The sequence below is a fragment of the Photobacterium sp. genome (assembly GCF_033720175.1).
GTDB lineage: Bacteria > Pseudomonadota > Gammaproteobacteria > Enterobacterales > Vibrionaceae > Photobacterium.
The window spans coordinates 1-19,832 of sequence record NZ_JAWWDA010000011.1 but is presented as its reverse complement, the minus strand read 5'-3'; the positions used below and the strand labels follow the sequence as shown (position 1 = coordinate 19,832).

14 protein-coding genes are annotated in these 19,832 nt (G+C 47.4%); 5 read left to right on the top strand and 9 right to left on the bottom strand.

The genetic code is table 11. The annotated features are described in order from the left end of the window. The first annotated feature begins 38 nt into the window (after positions 1–38). The gene (nlpI, locus tag R3289_RS13195; RefSeq protein WP_413466701.1) at positions 39–953 is read left to right on the top strand and encodes a lipoprotein NlpI; all 915 of its coding nucleotides are present in this window, start codon (positions 39–41) and stop codon (positions 951–953) included. A gap of 75 nt (positions 954–1,028) precedes the next feature. Here nlpI and R3289_RS13190 read toward each other — a convergent pair whose 3' ends face one another. The 3 genes from R3289_RS13190 to R3289_RS13180 form a co-directional block, all read right to left on the bottom strand. Further along, positions 1,029–1,913: a U32 family peptidase gene (locus tag R3289_RS13190; protein ID WP_318926113.1), complete on the bottom strand. Its 885-nt coding sequence runs from the start codon at positions 1,911–1,913 to the stop codon at positions 1,029–1,031. A gap of 12 nt (positions 1,914–1,925) precedes the next feature. Beyond that, positions 1,926–2,933 carry a ubiquinone anaerobic biosynthesis protein UbiU gene (ubiU, locus tag R3289_RS13185; protein WP_318926111.1) on the bottom strand — a complete coding sequence of 336 codons (1,008 nt, stop codon included), beginning with the start codon at positions 2,931–2,933 and terminating at the stop codon, positions 1,926–1,928. 124 nt (positions 2,934–3,057) lie between these two features. Next, positions 3,058–5,097, bottom strand: coding sequence for an EAL domain-containing protein (locus R3289_RS13180; RefSeq protein WP_318926255.1), 2,040 nt, complete (start codon positions 5,095–5,097; stop codon positions 3,058–3,060). Positions 5,098–5,437: 340 nt separating this feature from the next. On the opposite strand from R3289_RS13180, the gene ubiT reads away from it, so the two are divergent. The 4 genes from ubiT to rimI are packed head-to-tail and all read left to right on the top strand — an operon-like array spanning position 5,438 to position 7,341. Beyond that, positions 5,438–5,959 carry a ubiquinone anaerobic biosynthesis accessory factor UbiT gene (gene ubiT / locus R3289_RS13175; protein ID WP_318926110.1) on the top strand — a complete coding sequence of 174 codons (522 nt, stop codon included), beginning with the start codon at positions 5,438–5,440 and terminating at the stop codon, positions 5,957–5,959. Continuing rightward, positions 5,949–6,452, top strand: coding sequence for an N-acetyltransferase (locus R3289_RS13170; protein WP_318926109.1), 504 nt, complete (start codon positions 5,949–5,951; stop codon positions 6,450–6,452). Before ubiT ends, R3289_RS13170 begins: the two co-directional genes overlap by 11 nt. A 51-nt stretch (positions 6,453–6,503) precedes the next feature. Further along, on the top strand, positions 6,504–6,905 hold the full coding sequence (locus R3289_RS13165; protein WP_318926108.1) for a DNA polymerase III subunit psi: 402 nt from the start codon (positions 6,504–6,506) through the stop codon (positions 6,903–6,905). After that, positions 6,895–7,341 (top strand): ribosomal protein S18-alanine N-acetyltransferase, encoded by a 447-nt coding sequence (gene rimI / locus R3289_RS13160; protein WP_318926107.1) that lies wholly within the window; start codon positions 6,895–6,897, stop codon positions 7,339–7,341. The genes R3289_RS13165 and rimI overlap by 11 nt, the downstream gene beginning before the upstream one ends. A 98-nt stretch (positions 7,342–7,439) precedes the next feature. Here the strand turns inward: rimI and R3289_RS13155 are convergent, their stop codons facing one another. The 6 genes from R3289_RS13155 to R3289_RS13130 all read right to left on the bottom strand — a co-directional run. Further along, positions 7,440–9,380, bottom strand: coding sequence for an EAL domain-containing protein (locus tag R3289_RS13155; RefSeq protein ID WP_318926106.1), 1,941 nt, complete (start codon positions 9,378–9,380; stop codon positions 7,440–7,442). Positions 9,381–9,559: 179 nt separating this feature from the next. Then, positions 9,560–10,186 carry an OmpA family protein gene (locus tag R3289_RS13150; RefSeq protein ID WP_318926105.1) on the bottom strand — a complete coding sequence of 209 codons (627 nt, stop codon included), beginning with the start codon at positions 10,184–10,186 and terminating at the stop codon, positions 9,560–9,562. After that, complete coding sequence (locus R3289_RS13145) at positions 10,183–11,586, bottom strand: TolC family outer membrane protein (protein ID WP_413466700.1); 1,404 nt, start codon at positions 11,584–11,586, stop codon at positions 10,183–10,185. The genes R3289_RS13150 and R3289_RS13145 overlap by 4 nt, the downstream gene beginning before the upstream one ends. A 26-nt stretch (positions 11,587–11,612) precedes the next feature. Then, entirely contained in the window at positions 11,613–12,995 is a 1,383-nt protein-coding gene (locus R3289_RS13140) for an HlyD family type I secretion periplasmic adaptor subunit (protein WP_318926102.1), read from the bottom strand. Next, the gene (locus R3289_RS13135; protein ID WP_318926101.1) at positions 12,988–15,171 is read right to left on the bottom strand and encodes a type I secretion system permease/ATPase; all 2,184 of its coding nucleotides are present in this window, start codon (positions 15,169–15,171) and stop codon (positions 12,988–12,990) included. The genes R3289_RS13140 and R3289_RS13135 overlap by 8 nt, the downstream gene beginning before the upstream one ends. An 80-nt stretch (positions 15,172–15,251) precedes the next feature. Next, the coding region (locus R3289_RS13130; RefSeq protein WP_318926100.1) for a tandem-95 repeat protein at positions 15,252–19,832 on the bottom strand (4,581 nt) is incomplete at its 5' end.

Sequence of the window (19,832 nt, the reverse complement as noted above, 5' to 3'; positions counted from 1 at the left end):
TTTTTTTATAGCTGTGGAAAGAGATGAATGGTTTTTGTATGTCAGGGAGAACGGCATTGATAGCAAACAGATTAAAGCTCGCATGTCTTGCGGCGCTGATGATGTTAACGGGCTGCACCGCATCATCTCAATCGAATTGGACTCACCCACCGATGGCGGTGCCACTTCAGCCGACGATACAGCAACAAATTCAGTTAGCGCGCATTGATCAGCTGTTAAAGCGTAATGATCTGGATAAAGCGACAGTTGCGCAAATGTATTATGAACGTGGTTTGCTGAATGACAGTCTGGGCCTGCGTGATTTAGCCCGCCTGGATTTTAATCAGTCGTTATCACTGAAAGCGAACCAGCCAGATGTGTTCAATATTCTGGGTGTGTATTTTACTCAAAGTGCCCACTTCGATGCAGCGTACGAAGCCTTTGATTCGACCCTTGAGCTCAATGTTCAGCACCCGTTTGCTCAGCGTAACCGTGGTATTGCCCTGTATTATGGCGGTCGACTGGATCTGGCGCATGAAGATCTTCTTGCCCATTACCATCAGGATCTGAATGATCCTTACCGGGTGATCTGGCTATATATTCTGGACTGGGAACGGACACCAGAAGCGGCGTTGGACAAGCTAAAACGGCGCTTTGATGCGAGTGATAAAGAAAATTGGGGGTGGCAGATTGTACGTTTGTACCTGGGTGAAATTACCGAGTCCCAATTCTTAACTCAAATTGCCGTAGAAAGCGAAGATAATGATCAGCTGGCAGAGCGCTTAACGGAAGGTTATTTCTACCTTGCCAAGGCTTATCAGCTGCAAGGTGATTACCCTGCCGCTATCATGCTGTATAAATTAACGCTGGCAGGCAATGTGTACGAATTTGTCGAGCACCGTTTTGCCTTGCTTGAGCTTAGCCGGGTGAAGTCACTGTATGAAGTGCAAAACAGATCGCCAGAAGCAGAATAATTACGGACCGAAACAGACTGAAAAGCCGCGATGTTCGCGGCTTTTTTCTCTTTATACTATGTTGGATTAACTTGTTCAGTTCAGCTGTTCGATGTTCATGCCTGCCAGGTTATGCCAGTAACCATTACAATGGTGGCCATCCTCCAGCGGATGACGAATAGTACTTTCTTCATTGCTGCGGAAGGTATCGATTAACCCTAAGGTATCAATACTGAGCGGGCTCAAACGCACGACATCAACTAACCCTTGCATCCCTTTCAGATCATTGATCAGGTTATAGCAGTATCCTGACTGGGTCTGAATACCATTGAGGGTGAATACTTTTTGTGTTTCCTGGCTGTTGACAGTAATACCGTTGGGGTATTTAACACAGCACGTTTCACATTCATCTTTTGCTTTGTCTTCAGCACGGGCTGTAAAGCAGCGGGCGGAATAGGCTAATGGCAGGTAGCCATGGCTGAACACTTCGGTTTCAAACTGGCCGTAGATCCCCAATTTTTCGCAATCAGTCATGACGTTCTGCAGCCATTCGCGAGACAGCTCTACCGGCATGCACCAGCGCACCATCCCTTTTTTCAAGAACAGGTTCAGGGTCTGGGCGTTGTAACAGTTAACTGCCGGGCCAACGACAAAAGGAACTCCTTTTTCATGGGCGAGCTGAATACCCGAAACATCGTTGGCTTCAACAATGAAGTCACCATTATCAATGTACTTTTTCATCACATTGACTTCGCTCGGGGCCTCCAGCAATGCCATGGTCGACAACACGGCTTGTTTACCGGTTGCTGAAATATCTTTAGCAATTTCAAACCAGTCAGCCGGTTTCATTTCACGGCGCTTGGAGCACACAGTTTCACCTAAATAGATGATATCGCTATTGGCATCTTTGGCTTGCTGATAAAACGCCTCGACATCTGTTTTTGGCCAGAAGTAGAGCAGAGGACCCAGTGAATATTGCATTATTTGCTCCTTTTATTGCCATTTACGGTGATAAGCACCAAGAGTCGTTTGTTTGCCTTCAGAGACATTACCCAGACAGGCGTTCCAGGCGGGAGCGACTTGATAGCCTTCAGGGTCTGCCAGGTAATGGTCAATGGCGGCACGCCACGTTTTTGTCACCTGCTCGACATAAGCCGGACTACGTTGGCGACCTTCTATTTTGACTGATGCTATATTGGCTGCAAACAGTTCAGGCAATATTTCCAAGGTGTTCAAACTGGTTGGCTCTTCCAACGCATGATAGCGTTTATTCTCACCTTCTATGCTGACATCAAAACGGCCTTTGCAGAGGGTTGGATAACCGGCATTTTCGCCTTCTTTATAGCGATCAATTAGCACATTATTAAGGCGAGATTCCAGCCCCTGAGACGTCTCTTGCCAGCGGACATATTTAGCCGGTGAGCAGGCACCCACCGTGTTTGGTGATTCACCCGTCATGTACGATGACAGGTAGCAGCGTCCTTCCGACATAATGCACAGGCTGCCAAAGGCAAACACTTCGAGCTGCATATCGGTATTACGGGCTAACTGCTTAACCTGGTGAATGGATAATACGCGCGGCAGAACCACTCGTTTCACATTAAAATTTTGCTGGTAAAAATCAATGGCGGCCGTATTAGTTGCGGAAGCCTGTACGGATAAATGCAGTTCCAGATCCGGATATTTTGTCGCGGCGTACTCCAGCACGGCGATATCGGCCACAATTAACGCATCAACTCCCATGTCTGCGGCATTGTCGACAGCCTGGCTCCAGCGGTTGAAACCGTCAGGGTGAGCAAAAGTGTTCAGAGCAACATGCAATTTGCGATTGTGATCTTTAACATACTGTACGGCTTTTTCGAGTTTACGACCCGTGAAGTTAAGGCCTGCAAAATGGCGGGCATTGGTGTCATCTTTAAAGCCGATGTACACCGCATCTGCACCGTTATCAATCGCAGTCTTTAACGCTGGAAGGTTACCTGCGGGGCAAAGTAGCTCCATATATTTTTCTACCGGTGTGGAATGGAAAGTAGTGGAACAAATAGTAGGGGGCTTGTTGCCCCCTTGTTTTGACTTTGGGCAGGTTTGGTAGATTTAGGACGAATTTTTTATGAACTATATCTCACTAATCCTTTCGGCGGCTGTTCTTCACCAAAATCGCTTCCAGTTCGTTTTTCGGTAACGGGCGGTAGAAGTGGAAACCCTGGATATAGTCACAGTTCAGGTTCGATAATAGCGTTGCCTGCTGATGGGTTTCGACCCCTTCTGCAACAATACTCATGTTTAGAGCCTTACCCAGGCTGATGATGTTTTCTATCAGGGTGATCTGTTTTGGCACAGTATCGATATCATTGATAAAAGCCCGGTCGATTTTGAGTTCATCCAATGGGAATCGAGCCAGATAAGAAAGTGAGGAGTATCCGGTACCGAAATCATCAATAGAGAGGGCGAACCCGAGCTTCTTTATTCCATTGAGCATCTGGATGGTGTGCTCACCGTCACTCATTACCGCGCTTTCTGTTAGCTCGAAGGTAATATCATTGGGATTGACGCCAATACTTTTTTGCAGCTTCTCGACAAAGGTAATTAAGTTAGGATTACCAAACTGCTGCGGAGATAAGTTGATGGCGACCCGGCCCGGTAAGATCCCTTGCTGTTTCCAGCGGCGTACCGTTGTAAAGACTTCTCGCATCACCACCCGGCCTACCTGTTCGATCAAACCGGAGCGTTCAGCGACCGGAATGAACTGGGCTGGGCTGATATAGCCTTCAACCGGGTGCTTCCAGCGCACAAGCGCTTCCGCGCCGTCGATAGCAAAATCCCGGGCATTGACTTTAGGTTGATACCAGACTTCTAGTTTGTTGTTTTGTAATGCTTTTTGTAGTTCAATTTCCAGCCATAAACGCATTCTGGCTTCTTTATTCATGGCTTCGCTGAACTTGACTAAGCGGTTTCGACCCCGGTTCTTTGCTTCATACATCGCCGTATCAGCATTTTGCAGCAGGAGTCGGGCATCGCTGCCGTTGCCGGGAGAGGTGACCATGCCGATAGAGCAGGCAAGGTGTTTACTGAAATGATGAAGGTCAAACGGCTGGTTGACCAACGCGATGATCTGATCAGAAATCAAATCGCCGGTACGGTCATGTTCAGGATCCGGAATTAACACACCGAACTCATCACCGCCCAAGTGGCCGAGAATAGCATTTTCCGGTAATAAACGGCGCAGGCGCTGGGAGATTTCCTGCAGCACCCGGTCACCAATATGGTGGCCTAGAGAATCATTGATATTCTTGAAGTTATCAATGTCCAAATACAGCATCACCAACGGCGTTTCATGGGCAATCAGCTGTTCTAACCGGCGGCTGAAACCATGGCGATTATAGAGACCGGTCAGTGGATCGGTATGAACCAGGTGTTCGATCTGACCTTGCTGAACGATGTGTTCAGAAGCATCTTTCAGCATGACAATAGTGGCGGGTGAGCCAAGCAAAGTGATGTCGGAGGTCGACACCAGTAGTGGGCGTTCGCTGCAGCAGCGCGGGCTGGTATGGCATTTTCGCGGTCCATTTTTTGGCTGCTGGTGTAACTGTTCACCTAAAATACGCTGGCTATGGCTGTCAATCAGCAGGCGGCCGAGATCTTCACCTAATAATTCTTTTGATGACTCAAACCCCAACAGGGTTGCAGCGGCTGCGTTAGCGGTAATAATCGTACTGCTTTCGATAATGCAGATACCATCAGCGATCAGCTCGTTAAGCTGGTACAGCTGATTTTCGAGTTCTTCTAGGGTATTGACCAGTATCTGTCGCTCAGAGGTGTCGGCAGAGTGCAGAACAATATGCTGAATATCGTCTGAGCGATTACGCAGAGGAGAAATGCTGAAATGCATGCTGGTGTCGTGACGGTTGTCATCTAACACCACTTCGCCTTCTACGGACTCGCCACTGAATGCGCGCTCATAATAGGGGCGTAACGAGTTATAGTAGGCCTGACCAAGGATTTCTTTGTCGTTGCGCCCGACCAGCTCGTCACGTCGAAGACCGCTGACTTCACAATAGCGATTATTTACCACCAGGTAGTTATGATCTTGGTCTAGCACTGCAAACAGAAACGGACTGTTGTCTGTGAGCAGAGGGAACCAGTAATTGAGTTGCTCTGTCGGCATTAAAGCACCGTATTCCGTATGCGGGTTAAGTGTAACCATTTATCTTATTGCTGTTTCGTCCAATCTTCACAGAGAAAAAGCACATTGATATCGATAGACTTTGCGCTTTCTCTTTGTTGTTGGGCAAACTAGCCGTCAGTTGAACAGCGATAGAATTGTGGCGATAGAATTCGATTGTGGTAATTCCTCCGCCGCGCTCTTTAATATAACCCGTGAGCAAGGCATAATTCCAAACTTTGCGTCGAGAGAAACGTTTTTTTTGACTCAAGGCATAAAACCGCTTGCCTCGGTTGCCATACAATCAGGTATTAAATGCGATAATGATAGGAAAAGACCAACAGTGATAGCCCAACTTCGAAAGCACATGGTTCAACACGGCCCGGCGTTACTGCGTATTCCGGCGAAACTGACGCCATTTACGATTCAGAAGAAAATGATGTTAGAAGGCTTAACGCTGGTTTTCAAAGAAGCCCTCGAAGATGGTGATTTTGAATTTCTCGATGAGCGCTGGCTAAAAGTCGAAGTCAGAGATCTGGGGCTGCACTGGTATATTAGTTATCAGGATGACAAACTGGTTGTATCTGATCAGGTTGAGCAGGAAGATGTAAGCTTCAGTGGTGAGTGTAATGACTTAGTGCTGATAGTTGCACGCAAAGAAGATCCGGATACGTTGTTTTTCCAACGTCGTCTTCGTATCGAAGGAGATACCGAACTGGGACTGGAAGTGAAAAACCTGATGGATAGTATTGATCTGGATTCATTGCCGGCACCCCTTAAATATTTATTACAGCAATCAGCCGATTTCATCCAGAAAGGGATGCAGGACGCAGATGTTGATAAAGAGGTCATTAATGCTCATTAGAACCGAAGCGCCAGCAGATATTCTTCCTATAGACCGATTGCTCAAAGAGGTGTTCGAGACTGAAGCCGAAGCAAATCTGGTGATGAAGCTACGGGAAAACAGCTGTCGGACATTATCGCTGGTGGCCTGCAGTGATGAAGGGGAAGTGATTGGTCACCTGTTCTTCAGCCCGGTAACGGTTGAAGGACAAGATGACCGCTGGCAAGGTTTGGCACCACTGGCAGTAAAATCGCAGTATCAGCGTCAGGGGATAGGTAAGGCCCTGATTGAAGAAGCGAAAAACATCCTGATTGAGTTTGATTATCCGGTTATAGTGGTACTCGGCCACAGTGATTACTACCCGCAAGTCGGGTTTGAAAAAGCGGCGGATCACGGATTGCGGTGTAGTTGGCCGGCACCGGAAGACGCGTTCATGGTGTTGGAGTTGATACCGGATACCTTAGCCGGTAAATCAGGCGTCGTTGAGTATTGCCCCGAGTTCTCTGAACTGTAATATCCGGATGGTAATACCAATTGATATAACACAATTTACGACGGGAATTGAATGAAGCAGCGTGATATTCAGGTCTTGCAGGAAATGGGGCTAACCTACTGGCAGGTGCGAAAACCTGAACTTTTTCCTGAGATGCAAATACCGGTCATTGATCTGCCCGAAAGTTGCAAATTGCTGTTCATTACGCCCGACGAACTGGATGAACACGATAGCTGGCTGTTTGGCCGCATTCTGAGCAGCATGAAGCTGACACCAGCGCAGGCTCTGGCTTTACCACTTGAAGCCTTGGAGCAAGTGGGAGAGCACCATTTAGTCTGGTGTTGGTTTGCAGGCTGTCAGGGTGTACACCCGGCAGGTTGCCAGGTACTGACATCTTGTTCGTTAAAAGCAATGCACTCTAACCCGGCGACTAAAAAAGCCTTATGGCAGCAGATTTGTTCATATGACACATAAAATTGTACCTCTCGAACCACAGCACCATGATGATGTCTGGCGCATTGAACAGGCGGCTCACGCCTTTCCATGGGCTGAATCGTTAATTCGTACCCCCCCCAACAAAATTGCCGCTAACTTTGTCTTACTGGCCGATACGAAGGTGATTGGCTATTGCTTTGGCCAGAATGTGGCAGGTGAAGCGACTTTATTGAATATTGCCATTGATCCGGCCTGTCAGGGCAAAGGTTATGGCAAGGTATTGCTAGAAGGTTTTATTGAGGCGTTACAAGCGCGTAATGCCGAAGAGATCTGGCTGGAGGTGCGTGCCAGTAATACCCGTGCCTACCAATTGTATGAAGCCATCGGCTTTAATGAAATTAATCGCCGTGTTGGTTATTATCCAGCGGACAACGGGCGTGAAGATGCGCTGATCATGACGTACATGATTTTCTAAAAGATGATCTTCTGATATCCAGTCTTCTAAAAAAGCGCCGAAAGGCGCTTTTTTGTTTATGGGCAAGAAATAAGAAACGAGGTACTCGAATCGAGAAACTAGCGATATTCCTGTTCTAGCTCAGTAATATCGACGGGTGGGGCGATGAAACCCTGATATGCACAAGTATTGAGTGTAGTGGCATAATCAACTTGCTCACTGGTCTGAATACCTGTCAGGATGACATTAATCTCCATGCCTCTCGCGATATTGATCAGGGCCCGGCATAACTCGCCTTTATGATGGTTATCCTTGGTTTCGGCAAAAGACTGATCAAGCTTCACATAGCTTGGGTGCAGCGACTGCAGATAGTCCATCGAACTTAGCTGGCGACCAAAGTGGTCGATCCCCCATTGAGCAGCGGTAGTCTTGAATATTTCACTCAGGTGCTCACAAGCCTGCTGATTGGCATAAATTGCCGACTCAGGCAGTTCAAACAGAAGTTTGCCTGTATACGGTGAACGAGCCAAATAACTGGCCAGCCAATCCCGGAAGTCAGGATCGGTAATACTGTGCGCCGTAAGGTTAATCGCTACCGGGGTCTGGCTTTGTTTTAGAATGTCGTTTTTATGCAGAGACTCAATTAAACACCGATCTAAGGCTGCCCCTAGTGCCAGCATTTCAATATGGGGCATAAAGTGTCTGGCAGCGATATGTTGTTGGTCATGTTTTAACTGGCAGAAAATTTCCTGGTGAAGAATGGTGCCGTCATGGTGGTAATGCACAGGCTGCCAGCGAAAGCTGAATTGCTGGTGGGTAAGCGCGTTATTTAATATGTCACGCCACTGCGCTTTGGAGAAAAGCCGTTGTTGATGATTTTCGAACCAGTGATAAACCGTGTTGCCCTGAATGGCTTGCTGTAGTGCATTATCGGCCTGGGCCAATAGCTCGGAGGCTGAATTTTGATTGCTGCGCTCACTGATACCAATGGCAAAACCGTGGTTTGGCTGATAACCCGCTTTACTGGTTTCCTGGTTGATCGTTTGGATCAGGACATGCAGCTGTTTTTGCAGTTGCTGGTGTTCTTGTTGGGTGAACAAGAAAGCAAACTCAGAGTCGGTTATCCGGGCGACGACCGTATTTGATGTCTGGTTTAGCTTCTGCTTAAGAGTCTGCGACAATAAGTGAATGGTGTCATCCCTTATCTGAAAACCAAGCTGATTATGCAGTTCTTGTAACCAATCGAATTTAGCCAGAAAAATGGCCCCCGTTCCCGGTTCGTCCATCCAGCTATTGATCCGATCAATGAAGTACTGGCGGTTTGGCAGGGCTGAAACCTTATCAATAAGGTTATTTTCCCGCAAGGTGATGACCTCTTCATTGAGGATAAGAAAGTTCTGTTGGAGTTGTTTCGACATGTCGTTGATCCCGGTAACAACAGGGCGAAGCTCTTGTATATTAGGTACCGGTAACGGTGCATCAAACTGATGCTCAGCAATTTGACGAGTATGGGATGCAATGGCAGTGAGAGGACGTAACAAACGGCTTAGGGTGAACTGGGCGAGTAGAGCAATCAAGAAAAATAGGCCGCAAAATATGATCAGGCTATTTCTGACTATTTCCCAGAGCTGAGTGTTTGCCACATCAGTTCGAGTCATCATTTTCAGTTCAGCCAGATCCATCCAACCGGAGCGGATCATGATGGTTTCTTCTGGTACGGTGAAGAGATCCAAATCCGTAAACCAAGCCGGGGCGCCAACGTTTGCATCGGTGTCTTTCCAGCTTTGTTGGTGGCCGTCAACCACCCAGGTTAAAGTGATTTCCTGGTAGTTGCCTCTTGTAAATAAAGTCTGGAGTAGTGTTTCAACGCGATCTGAATCACCGGCTTCTAAGGCTGGTTCCAGAGTAACTGCTAAGGTTTGGCTGGTATTGTTAAGCTCAGAGTCTATCTGGTGCGCTAGAAGCTCTCGGATCTCTGTAAATTGTATATAGCCGAGACCGATAACCACTAACAGAAAAAGTCCCAGAAGCAGAGAGTAAAACTGTTTAAAAATAGACATATAAAACAAGATTCCAAGTTCAGAATGTATGCCGCATGGTTCGGATACATTCGATACCAGCATGATTCGGTAATACTTATTACAAGGTATTGGCGTTAATGATAAAAAAGCATCAATGACTCATATGAATATTGTCATTGGCGGGCCGCTTTATCAGCAAGCCCGGATAAGTCGACATTTTATTCTTCTGGCTGTTGATCGACCGTATAGATATCCCATCTCATTTCCGTAGCCTTGTTGCTTCCCGTGACTTCGGCAATGACTCTGCGGTTTCGCTGGTGGGCCACTTCACTTAAGGTGGGATCGACCGGACGTGTAAAGCCGTAGCCGACCGCTTTTACCCGCTGGCGATCAATACCGAACTCTGCAACAAGCGCTTCGGCAATGGCATCAGCCCGTTGCTGAGAAAGAATCATGTTTTTCTCATGAGATCCAATCTTACTGCAGTGCCCTTCAATGGTAACCTGAGTATCCGGGTAGCTACGCATGAACGTTGCCAGTATATCGATTTGTCCGTAGTAACGAGGTGAAACATAAGACGAGTTATTGGCAAACAGAATATTTAGTTCACGTCGCTCTGCAATAGCTTTGACTTTACTGCAGCCATCATTGTTTACCTGGGCACCATTTAAGGTTTCTGCACACATTTCTCTGGCTTTGATCACCCCGTCACGATCGATATCTTGCAAGTCATGAACCTGTTCGGTCGGGGTATCCATCGCGATAATGTCATTATTGGCACATCCGGCAAGCAGCAGTGCGGCGATAACGGCAAGACACATGTTTATTGGCTTAGACCCATTCATTGGCGTACCCCTCCTTCATATTGATTTTCGCCAAGCCAGCTTTCAGGCGTGGTGACCCGAAGTGCACCGAGTAGCTGACCCGTCGCATTGAGGATCCGGTACTGGGCCGTGATTTCATCGAATTCGGCGCTAAGGTAGTCTTTACGGGCTTCAAATAGCTCATTTTCTGAATCAAGTAAGTCAAGTAATGTTCGTTGGCCAATCTTAAATTGTTGCGTATAAGATTGTTGCGTTTCTTTTGCTGCAACGACATGTTCGCGGAGATATAGCTTTTGTTCATTAACAAAGGTGCGGGCATTCCAGGCCAGGGTAGTGCCTTCAACAATATCGCGATAGGCACGCTGACGCAGTTCAGTGGCTTCTCCGAGTTTATAGGAGGCTTCTCTGTCTCTGGCCTGATCTTTTCCGCCAGAAAACAGGTTATATCTCAGCCTTACCATGGCCTGTAGTTCATTGCTTTCACCACCGACATCTGAGGTTATGCCGCTGCCATCGACGCCATCTACGTTTTCATCCCAGTTTCCGGAGAGTTCAAGACTGACCTGCGGGTAATAGTTCGATTTCGCCGACTTGCGCTCATATTTTGCGGCTTGAATATCACGATTAGCGGCTTTAAGGGTTGGATGACTTTCTTGCGCCCATTTGAGCGCTTCATCCAGGCTGGCAGGGATCATCACTGCGTCCGGAATGGGCAAAATCACATCATCGGGCGTACGGTTGACGACTTTCTGATACTGACTTCTGCTATCAAACAGGTTGTTTTTCGCTGAGACGAGGTTCGATTTCGCCCGAGCTAAGCGGCCTTTTATTTGTGAAAGATCCGCGATTGACCCCAATCCTGATTCGGTTTTTTCTTTGATCTGTTCGTAAATTTCCTGGTGATTAGCCAAGTTTTTTTCCGACAGCTTAACGACTTCCTGAGCCTGCATGTAGTTGAGATAGACTTTGGTGACTTCTAGCGCGGTGTCTTCAGCTGTGCTGAATAACCGCCACTGCTCAGAGCTGGCTTCATTACTAAAACGGCCGACTTCACTACTGGTAAAGAAGCCATCAAACAGAATTTGTTTCAGGCTGATCCCCAGTTCACGACGGTCAAGATCAATCTTGTCATCATCATCAGAAGTTTGTGCCTGACGACGGGTTGAAGGGCTGTCGGTCTGCTCCCAGCCATAACCTGCCGTGAGATCTACCGTTGGTAAGTAACCGGTAAAGGCCTGGTTAACTTGCTCTTCACTGCCTTTGAAACGGTTGAAAGCCTGCCGAATTTCCGGGTGGGTATCTAACGTATACGCGACGGCCTGCTCGAGAGTCTGAGCGAGGGCTGAGGCCGGTAATAGTACAGATGCCACGACCAGAGCTGTCATGCTTTTCCTTAGCGCCTGGCGAACATGGTGTCTCATTGATTTTTCTCCATTATCATTATTATTTAGCGCTCTCTCAGCGCGGTGTCCCTAGCTCTTAATAGCGGATTGAGAATATATTCAAGAACCGTGCGTTTACCTGTGATGATGTCGACCGAAGTCAACATGCCCGGAATAATTGGCATGGTCGTGCCATCTTTTTTGACTAAATTTGAAACCTCAGTGCGAATACGGACCAGATAAAAGCTGTTGCCTTCTTTATCTTGAGTGGTATCGGCACTAATGTGTTCGACGGTACCGTCAAGGCCGCCATAGCGGGTGAAGTCATAAGCGGTGACTTTAACCACGGCGGGTAAGCCGGGGTGAAGAAAAGCGATATCTTTCGGCGCAATCTTTGCCTCGATAAGCAGTTGATCTTCAGTTGGCACTATCTCGATAATGTCTACGCCAGGTTGAACAACGCCGCCTAACGTATTGAGGTGTATTGTTTTTATCGTGCCGTTAACCGGTGAGCTTATCACCGCCTTATCGACTTTATCCTGAGCGCCGACCTGGGCTTCTGTCAGGCGAGCCAGACGGCTATCAAGCTCATTCATCTCGGCCCGTACTTCCTTGTTATAGGTTAATACCGCTTCTCGGCGTTTCAGAATACTTTCATCAGATGCTGCTTTGACTTTTGGCTTCATCAGGTAAAGTGATGACAACTCGCCTTTTATGTCGTTGACCTCACGCTCAAGCTTGAGCATGTCGACTGCTGAAACGATGCCTTTTTTAGCAAGCGGGCGAGTCATCTCCAATTCGCGGGTGATAAGTTGCAGGCTGCTTTTCAAGGTTTTTATCTTGGAGGTCAGATCCTGGCTTTCTTGTTGTTTTTGCAGAATTTGTCTGGACAGAATCTCTAACTGGTTGATCAGGCCATCAAGACGGCCGCTATATTCGGCTTTCTGACGCGCCAGTATTTTTGGGTCGCCTCTGGTGAGATCGGCCGGAAAGATCAGCGGCTGGGGGATCACCCTTACCTGCTGGCGCCACTCTGTTGCCCGTGATGAGATCTCGATGCTGGCGAGTTCATGCTGAAGCCGTATGATATTGGCTCGCAAGCTGTCTTCTTCTTCTTCCTGCTGGGCAAGATCGGAGCGAAAGCGGGTATCATCGATACGTGCCAGTGGTTGCCCCTGGTTGACCATCATGCCTTCTTTGACATACATGGCTTGCAATATTCCGCCATCTAGGCTTTGGATAACCTGGATCTGTGAGGAGGGGATCACTTTGCCGCTACCGCGGGTGACCAGATCAAGCTGGGCAAAGAATGACCAGACCAGAAATGAAACGACCATCACCGCAATCACTCGGATTAACAAGCGGTGGCCCAATGGTGAATCGATCATCATGGCGCCGTAGACGTCATCCGTCATATCCAGCTCTGCTGGAACTGATGACTTATTCATTGCTACCTCCGGTATTCACTCCGGCACTGAGCTTTTTCAGTACATCATCCCTTTTTCCATTCAGTAAGATCTGTCCCCGTTCAATCACTACGATACGATCAACCAATTGCAGCAGAGACATTTTATGGGTAATTAAGATGAGAGTGCGATCGCGACCAGCCCTGTCCATGGCATGGATGAACTGTTTCTCGGCATAGGCATCCATGCTGGCGGTCGGTTCATCCATCAGCAGGATCGGGGGGTCGTTTAAAATAGCGCGAGCGAGTGCTACTGACTGGCGTTGGCCACGAGAGAGTGCTTCCCCTCTTTCGCCAACCTGTTTATCAAGCCCTTCAGAATCTTGCGCGGTAAACAGCGCCACGCCGGATAATTGAACCGCACGGATCAGCTGGTGCTCGGTGACCTGACGGGTGCCAAACATGATGTTGTCGCGAATGGTGCCGTGAAACAGGGTGATATCTTGCGGCAGGTAACCAATATTTCGGCGTAAATCGGCAGGGTGGATCTGCTTGCTGTCGATACCATCGAAACGCAGGCTGCCCTGGCCGGGCTGATATAAGCCTGCCATGAGCTTGGCGATTGAGGTTTTACCGGATCCGTTTTTGCCGATAATCGCGACTTTTTCACCGGCCTTAAACGTCAGTGACATCGGATACAAAGCGGGTTTTTCTGTGTTGGGGTAGGCAAAGTTAATATTGTCTGCCTGAATGTGGCCGGTCAGTCGTTTGCGGCTGATCAGGTGGCCCTTGTCGGCAAACTCATCCTCTTCATTCATGATGGTGTCGAGCTGACGCAACGCACTCATGGTCTGGTTGCCACGGGTTAGCAGGCCGGCCAGCTGGGCCATGGGGGAAACGACCCTGCTTGATAGCATAACGGCGGCGATGATCCCACCCATTGAAATGGCATTGTCGGCAACCCGGTAAACCCCGAGGATCACTACCGCAATGGCGGTGAGCTGGGTAATAAAGGTTGCCAGGTAAGAGACTGAATTTGAAATCTTCTTTACCTTTAATTGCCAGTTAGCCGTGTGGGAAATCATCTGTTGCCAGGTACGCTGTACAATACCTTCTGCGACGTTAGATTTGATGGCTTCCATGGCTGCCAGGCTTTCGATCAGGTGGCCATGTTTGAGGCTGGCATATTTATTACTTTCTTCAACGGCGGCTTTTAATCGCGGTTGAATGAAGAGGGTATAACCGATAATAATCATTCCGGCAACAAGGGGAACGATAGCCAGATCGCCAGCAACGAGATAGATAATCGTAAGAAAGAGCAGGGCGAACGGCAGGTCGACAAGGGTAGTAATCGTGGCTGACGTGAGCATCTCGCGCACACTGTCAAATTCACTCAGCTGTTTTGCCATTGCACCAACGCTAGGGGATTTTTTCTCCAGCGGTAAGCCCATGGCTTTGGCAAATAGCCGGCTCGAGACAATGATATCGATTTTTTTCCCGGCGATATCGATGAGATGGCTACGCATATGGCGCATGATGAAATCAAACGTAAACGCGATTGCGGCACCGCTTGCCAGTACCCACAATGACTCGAATGCCAGGTTCGGCACAATTTTGTCATAGACATTCATCATGAACAGCGGTGAAACCAGCGCAAACAGGTTCACGAATACTGATGCCAGCAAAGCATCGCGGTAGATCGGGCTGGCATCTTTAACCATCTGCCACAACCAATGGCCTTGCTGGTTGTGCTGGTGGATATCAACGCTCTGATCACCGCGGTATTGCTGTTTGATCAAAAAGGTGTAGCCGACATAGAGCGCTTCCAGCTCTTCAAGTGCCAGCTCGCTTTCACCACCATTCTCGGGCAATTGGATCACGGCTTTATTATTGGCGAGATCCAACTCTCGCAACAGGCACGCTTTCTTGTCTTTGAGCAAAAGCACACAAGGCAGAAGGATAGGGGAGATCTGCTCCAGCGGCTTACGAATAAGCTTGGCCGTTAAACCTGCCCTTGCTGCCGCCTGTGGCAACAGATCGGTGGATAACCACGCGCCAGAAAGCGGCAAGCCTGCCGTTAAAGCATCACCAGAGCAGGGGTTGCCATAATGTTCAGTTAATAGCACCAGGCAATCGAGTAATGGGTCCTCGGTGGTCTGCACCGAAGGCGAAATACTCCACTGCGGTTTTATTTTTTCAGCGGTTGCTGTTGCTGTCACTACTACTTCTCGCTTTCATTTAAAGACGCAACAAAAGGGTGCGGCCGAAAGGCCAGCACCCGAGGTCTGTTCATTCGTTACTATTGGGTATCATCCGGAAGATCAATATGCATCGACTGGAACACCGATATATCATGTGAAGCTTCAGTAGGATGCAGCACCAGATTTTGACCATCGTGGGTAAGCAGCCCATTAGTGATGATACCAATCTTGCTTTCAAGTGTTGACGAATCAATGCCATCAAGAACGATTTTCTGATCTATTTCACCGTTATTATCGACATCAATATTGATTGTGGTTTGGGTGATTTCATCGCTTGTTGTGATGGTTATAAAATTGTCAATCGTATCATTTGTTGCATCTTTCAGCAGATCGCTAAGATTGAGCTTATCTTCATTGACATTGAAACCAAAGATAGTGTCCGTACCCGTATCACCGGCAGCCCATGCAAAGGTATCATGGCCTTGGCCACCATATAAGAGGTCGTCACCTGAGCCACCGACAAGAACGTCATTGCCGCCTTGGCCATAAAGAATATCGTTGCCAGCCCCACCGATTAATGTGTCGTCGCCACCACGCGTGTCGCCAGCAACGTTAAATATTTCATGGTGCGCTTTTATGTATTCATAAATTTCAACACTATTAGGTTCAACACCATTTTCCAGCGTTAGGAATGTTTCAAGTGCTGACATACCAGAACCATCAATTAAGCCTTCTGGACGTTCTGGGTTCCCGTCGACGCTCCACGGAAGTTCATCGGTATTGATGGAGTCACCGAATAGAATATCATTCCCTTCATTACCGGTAACGATGTCATTACCCATATCTGCGAGTTCAGATATTGATTTACTGCCTTGTAAAGCAGCATGAAGGTCTTCAGGACTATCGACAATTTCTACTTGGCCTGCCGGTGCTAGTGTCAGATTATTTTGTTGGATGTAATCAACAGAACTCCAACTAGTATGTTTTTTCACTGAATCAAATGAGAACTCTATATAATAATTTCCCTGCTGAACCATCTCTGTCGTAATTGTGCCTTTTCCGTAGCCACTATCAACAACTTTCCCAGTGTTATTATTATGCAGCGACCAAGACATTGATTCAGGGCCATTAATAGAAAATTCAAAGTTTACGCTTTCTCCTGCATCGACTGATATTGACGAAGATTGGTATTTCACCGGTATACCACTACCATAATCTTTGAGTATTAGATCACGACCTGTCGTATAAACTTCACCGTACCAAGTTGAGCTTGTCTGCGAACCAAAAATTCCGTGGTTGTATTCCGTTACCGTTTCGGATGTTATTAATCCTTCTACAATTTCCAAATTAGTAATATCTGTATTATCGAAAAATTTCAATAAGTTATCAGAGATATCGCCACCGATGCCAACAGCCATCACTTTACTATTACTACTGAGTTGACTAAATGTTGTTAAAGAATCCTCTAGTGTACTCGGATGGGGTTCGCCATCCGTCAGGAAGAAGGTAAGGTTTTCAGCATTATTATTTAACTTATCAGAATTAAACCAAGAGATTGCTTCTTCAAGTGCGGGTTTATAATCTGTCCCGCCATCTGCGTAAAGTGAGTCAATTTGAGCGATTAAATCTGGAAGATTTGTCGAATTCAAATTAATGACTTGAGGAGCCGGATCTAAATAGTTGTCAGAATGAAAATCAATCAATTTGATATTGATAGTACCGTCATGGTCCGCTAAGTCTTCTACCAGACTCGTTAACGATTCCTTGACCATATCAATACGGCGCATATACGAACCATCGTCGTTTTGAATGTACTTTCCATCAATGTCTTTGATGAAATAGTCCATACTGCCAGATGTATCAATAACGAGAGCGATATTGTAATCAAGTCCTGGTTGGACAGAAACAACAACGCCGCCGGTATCACCAAGTAATACGTCATCACCACGGCCGCCTTCCACGGTATTATCACCGTTAGGGTTCGCCGGTGTAGCAATAAAACCGACATCTGTTTCGTTGTACTTAGCATCACCAACTGACTGTCCATTTTCGTCAATTTCTTCAGAGCCAGCGGTAACGGTCAGCTTTATTCCATTGGAGCTAACAGGGGCTTCAACAGTGACAGTCAGTTTGCCATCGGTATCTAGTTGTTCTTTAGGTATTGACCACGTGCCGTCGGCCAGTACTGTACCGACGCTTAAGCTACCACCGTCAGGCAGGCCCGAAATAATAATATCGGTAAATACTTCACTACCATCGATATCAATCAGGTCAACGTCAATATTGAGTTCGAATAGGTCCGATACTTTAACTAAATCGCCATCAATGACTTGGTAGTGTCCATTATCAAAATAGACATTTTCGATACTATAAAATTCATGACGTCCATTCGATGAACTATGTGTCAACATGAAGTCAGGGGAACCATCGGTTGTAAATGTATAATCTGATATTGAACCTTGGAGATAAGCGGTATCGGTATCCGAGCCACCATAATAACTTGTTGATGCAATAGAGGCGTCTTGTGAAATTAAAATATCATTCCCCGAGTCACCATGTAAGGTAACAGATGAAGAGCCGATACCGCCAATGAGGATATCGTTACCATCTTCGCCTTTTAGATAATCAATATTGCTTGCACCGCCGATTACGATATCATCGCCACTGCCAGCGAGCACTTGTAAGACATCACCGTCTCCATGCTCAACAATATCATTGCCGCTATAACTCTCTACCCAGTTATTATTCGGAGATTTTATGTAATCTTCATTACCCGTACCATTATTTGACCCGGTAGGCGTACGGCCAGCAATTTCACTTTTGACTAGATCCAAAATACTTTGTACCGGATTGGTCGAAAGTGTTGATAGCTCAGCTGATACATGAACACCATCCGCGACCGGAGCCACTTCTAGAGTTGCTTGGACATTGCTACTATTCACACCATCAGTCACCACGTAGTTAAATACGACTTCGTCGATAGACTGATGCTCCTTAGGAGTAAAGTACGCAGAAATAACATGCCCGTTACTGTCTTTAACCACTTCAACTGTGCCAAAGGTGGCATCAACAGTTAAGTCAGAGATTTTCAGTTCATTTCCTTCAGGATCATACGAACCAGAAAGTAACTGTTCCAGATTAAGCGCAACAACGTCATCTTCACTACTTGTCCCAAGGTCGACTTTCCCTGCTGGTACTACTGGTTCTAGATCGAGTTGAGATGAATCAATACTGACCGTAGCCTCTTCACTTTCTAGCCCGTCAGGATCGACTGCTTTATATTTAAATTCATCTGATGCCGGAGTGCCTTCAACATAGCGTAGTTCCCAGTTACCTTCAGACTTAGTAGAAAAATCTAATGATACTATCTGTTTACCGTTACCGGGTATTTCAAGTTCTTGGAATACGCCAGTATCTCCAGATGAATCTGCTGGTTTTTGATATTCAATTTTTTCTGACGAACCATCGGCGTAATGAACGATAATAAGAGCCGCATTATTGTCGCCAGCTTCGAATAAACCACCTAATCCATCAAGGCCGACTTTAACATTTGCAACCGGGTTCTGGCTGAAATCAATTGTGATTAGTTCGCCAGGTTCTATACCCGAACCATCGCTATCACCGATACCATGACCAATGTGGGCAGTATTATTGCCGCCGCGATACTGAGCTAATTCTTCGCTATTAGAGGAAATAGTAATTACATCTCCATTCACTAATGTCATCTGACGAACCAGACCATCGGTTCCGACTGGCTCTCCCCAATTATAGAAATCGGTTGTTGATGGTCCGGTATCATCAGAAGGCGCGTCTTTAACACCCAGTAAGAATGGTGAACCTGAGATTTCCTCAGAAGCTTGGTAAGTAATCGAGTCTGCTTCAAATTCGGTGTTATTCAAGTCATCATCAGTTACTTCACGAACCTGAACCTTATTGTCAGAATCGGTATAGGTATAAAACAAAGTTCCATTATCTGGTAAGTCGGTGATAATAATTTTCAGCTGAGCGTCATCGCCATCATCCACATCAGAGATATGATCTTTAGCTGAATCATCCGAATTAAAGACAACCCCAACAGGCGTTCCATCCGTAGGTGAAATCGTGAAGTCTTCAGCTTCTGGCGCGTCGTTGGCCGGGGTCACTTCCATTATCGCGGTGGCGCTGTCGGTGCCGCCCTGGCCGTCGCTGATGTCGTAGCTGATGGTGGCGGTGCCGTGGAAGTTCTCGTCCGGCGTGAACACCAGCTTGCCGCCGTCGATGGCCACGGTGCCTTGCTCGGCAGGGACGGTCGCTTTCGTGATGTTCAGGGTGTCGCCATCGACGTCGGTATCGTTGTCCAGCACATCGATGGTCAGCGGCGTGTCTTCTTCGGTGCTCAGTTTGGTATCGTCATTCGCCACAGGCGCGTCGTTGACCGGAGTCACCGTGACTGTCGCGATGGCCGCGTCGGTGGCGCCCTGGCCGTCGTTGATTTCGTAGCTGATGGTTACTTCGCCGTTGAAGTTCTCCGCAGGCTCGAAGCTGATCCCGCCCTCGGCGGTCACTTTCACCACGCCGTTAGCAACCGCGATGGTCTGTGCTTCGCCAGTCAGTTCAACATTGTTGATCGACTTGACCGACAGCTTGTCGCCATCCAGGTCGGTGTCGTTTGTCAGCAGGTCGAGTGCGACCGAGCCGTC

What these genes read in the sequence shown, in the direction of transcription:
- R3289_RS13140 (WP_318926102.1), bottom strand. Translation starts at nt 12,995, where the DNA reads ATGAATAAGTCATCAGTTCCAGCAGAGCTGGATATGACGGATGACGTC.
- R3289_RS13165 (WP_318926108.1), top strand. Translation starts at nt 6,504, where the DNA reads ATGAAGCAGCGTGATATTCAGGTCTTGCAGGAAATGGGGCTAACCTAC.
- R3289_RS13155 (WP_318926106.1), bottom strand. Translation starts at nt 9,380, where the DNA reads ATGTCTATTTTTAAACAGTTTTACTCTCTGCTTCTGGGACTTTTTCTG.
- R3289_RS13150 (WP_318926105.1), bottom strand. Translation starts at nt 10,186, where the DNA reads ATGAATGGGTCTAAGCCAATAAACATGTGTCTTGCCGTTATCGCCGCA.
- R3289_RS13170 (WP_318926109.1), top strand. Translation starts at nt 5,949, where the DNA reads ATGCTCATTAGAACCGAAGCGCCAGCAGATATTCTTCCTATAGACCGA.
- ubiU (WP_318926111.1), bottom strand. Translation starts at nt 2,933, where the DNA reads ATGGAGCTACTTTGCCCCGCAGGTAACCTTCCAGCGTTAAAGACTGCG.
- rimI (WP_318926107.1), top strand. Translation starts at nt 6,895, where the DNA reads ATGACACATAAAATTGTACCTCTCGAACCACAGCACCATGATGATGTC.
- R3289_RS13180 (WP_318926255.1), bottom strand. Translation starts at nt 5,097, where the DNA reads ATGCCGACAGAGCAACTCAATTACTGGTTCCCTCTGCTCACAGACAAC.
- R3289_RS13190 (WP_318926113.1), bottom strand. Translation starts at nt 1,913, where the DNA reads ATGCAATATTCACTGGGTCCTCTGCTCTACTTCTGGCCAAAAACAGAT.
- nlpI (WP_413466701.1), top strand. Translation starts at nt 39, where the DNA reads ATGTCAGGGAGAACGGCATTGATAGCAAACAGATTAAAGCTCGCATGT.
- R3289_RS13145 (WP_413466700.1), bottom strand. Translation starts at nt 11,586, where the DNA reads ATGAGACACCATGTTCGCCAGGCGCTAAGGAAAAGCATGACAGCTCTG.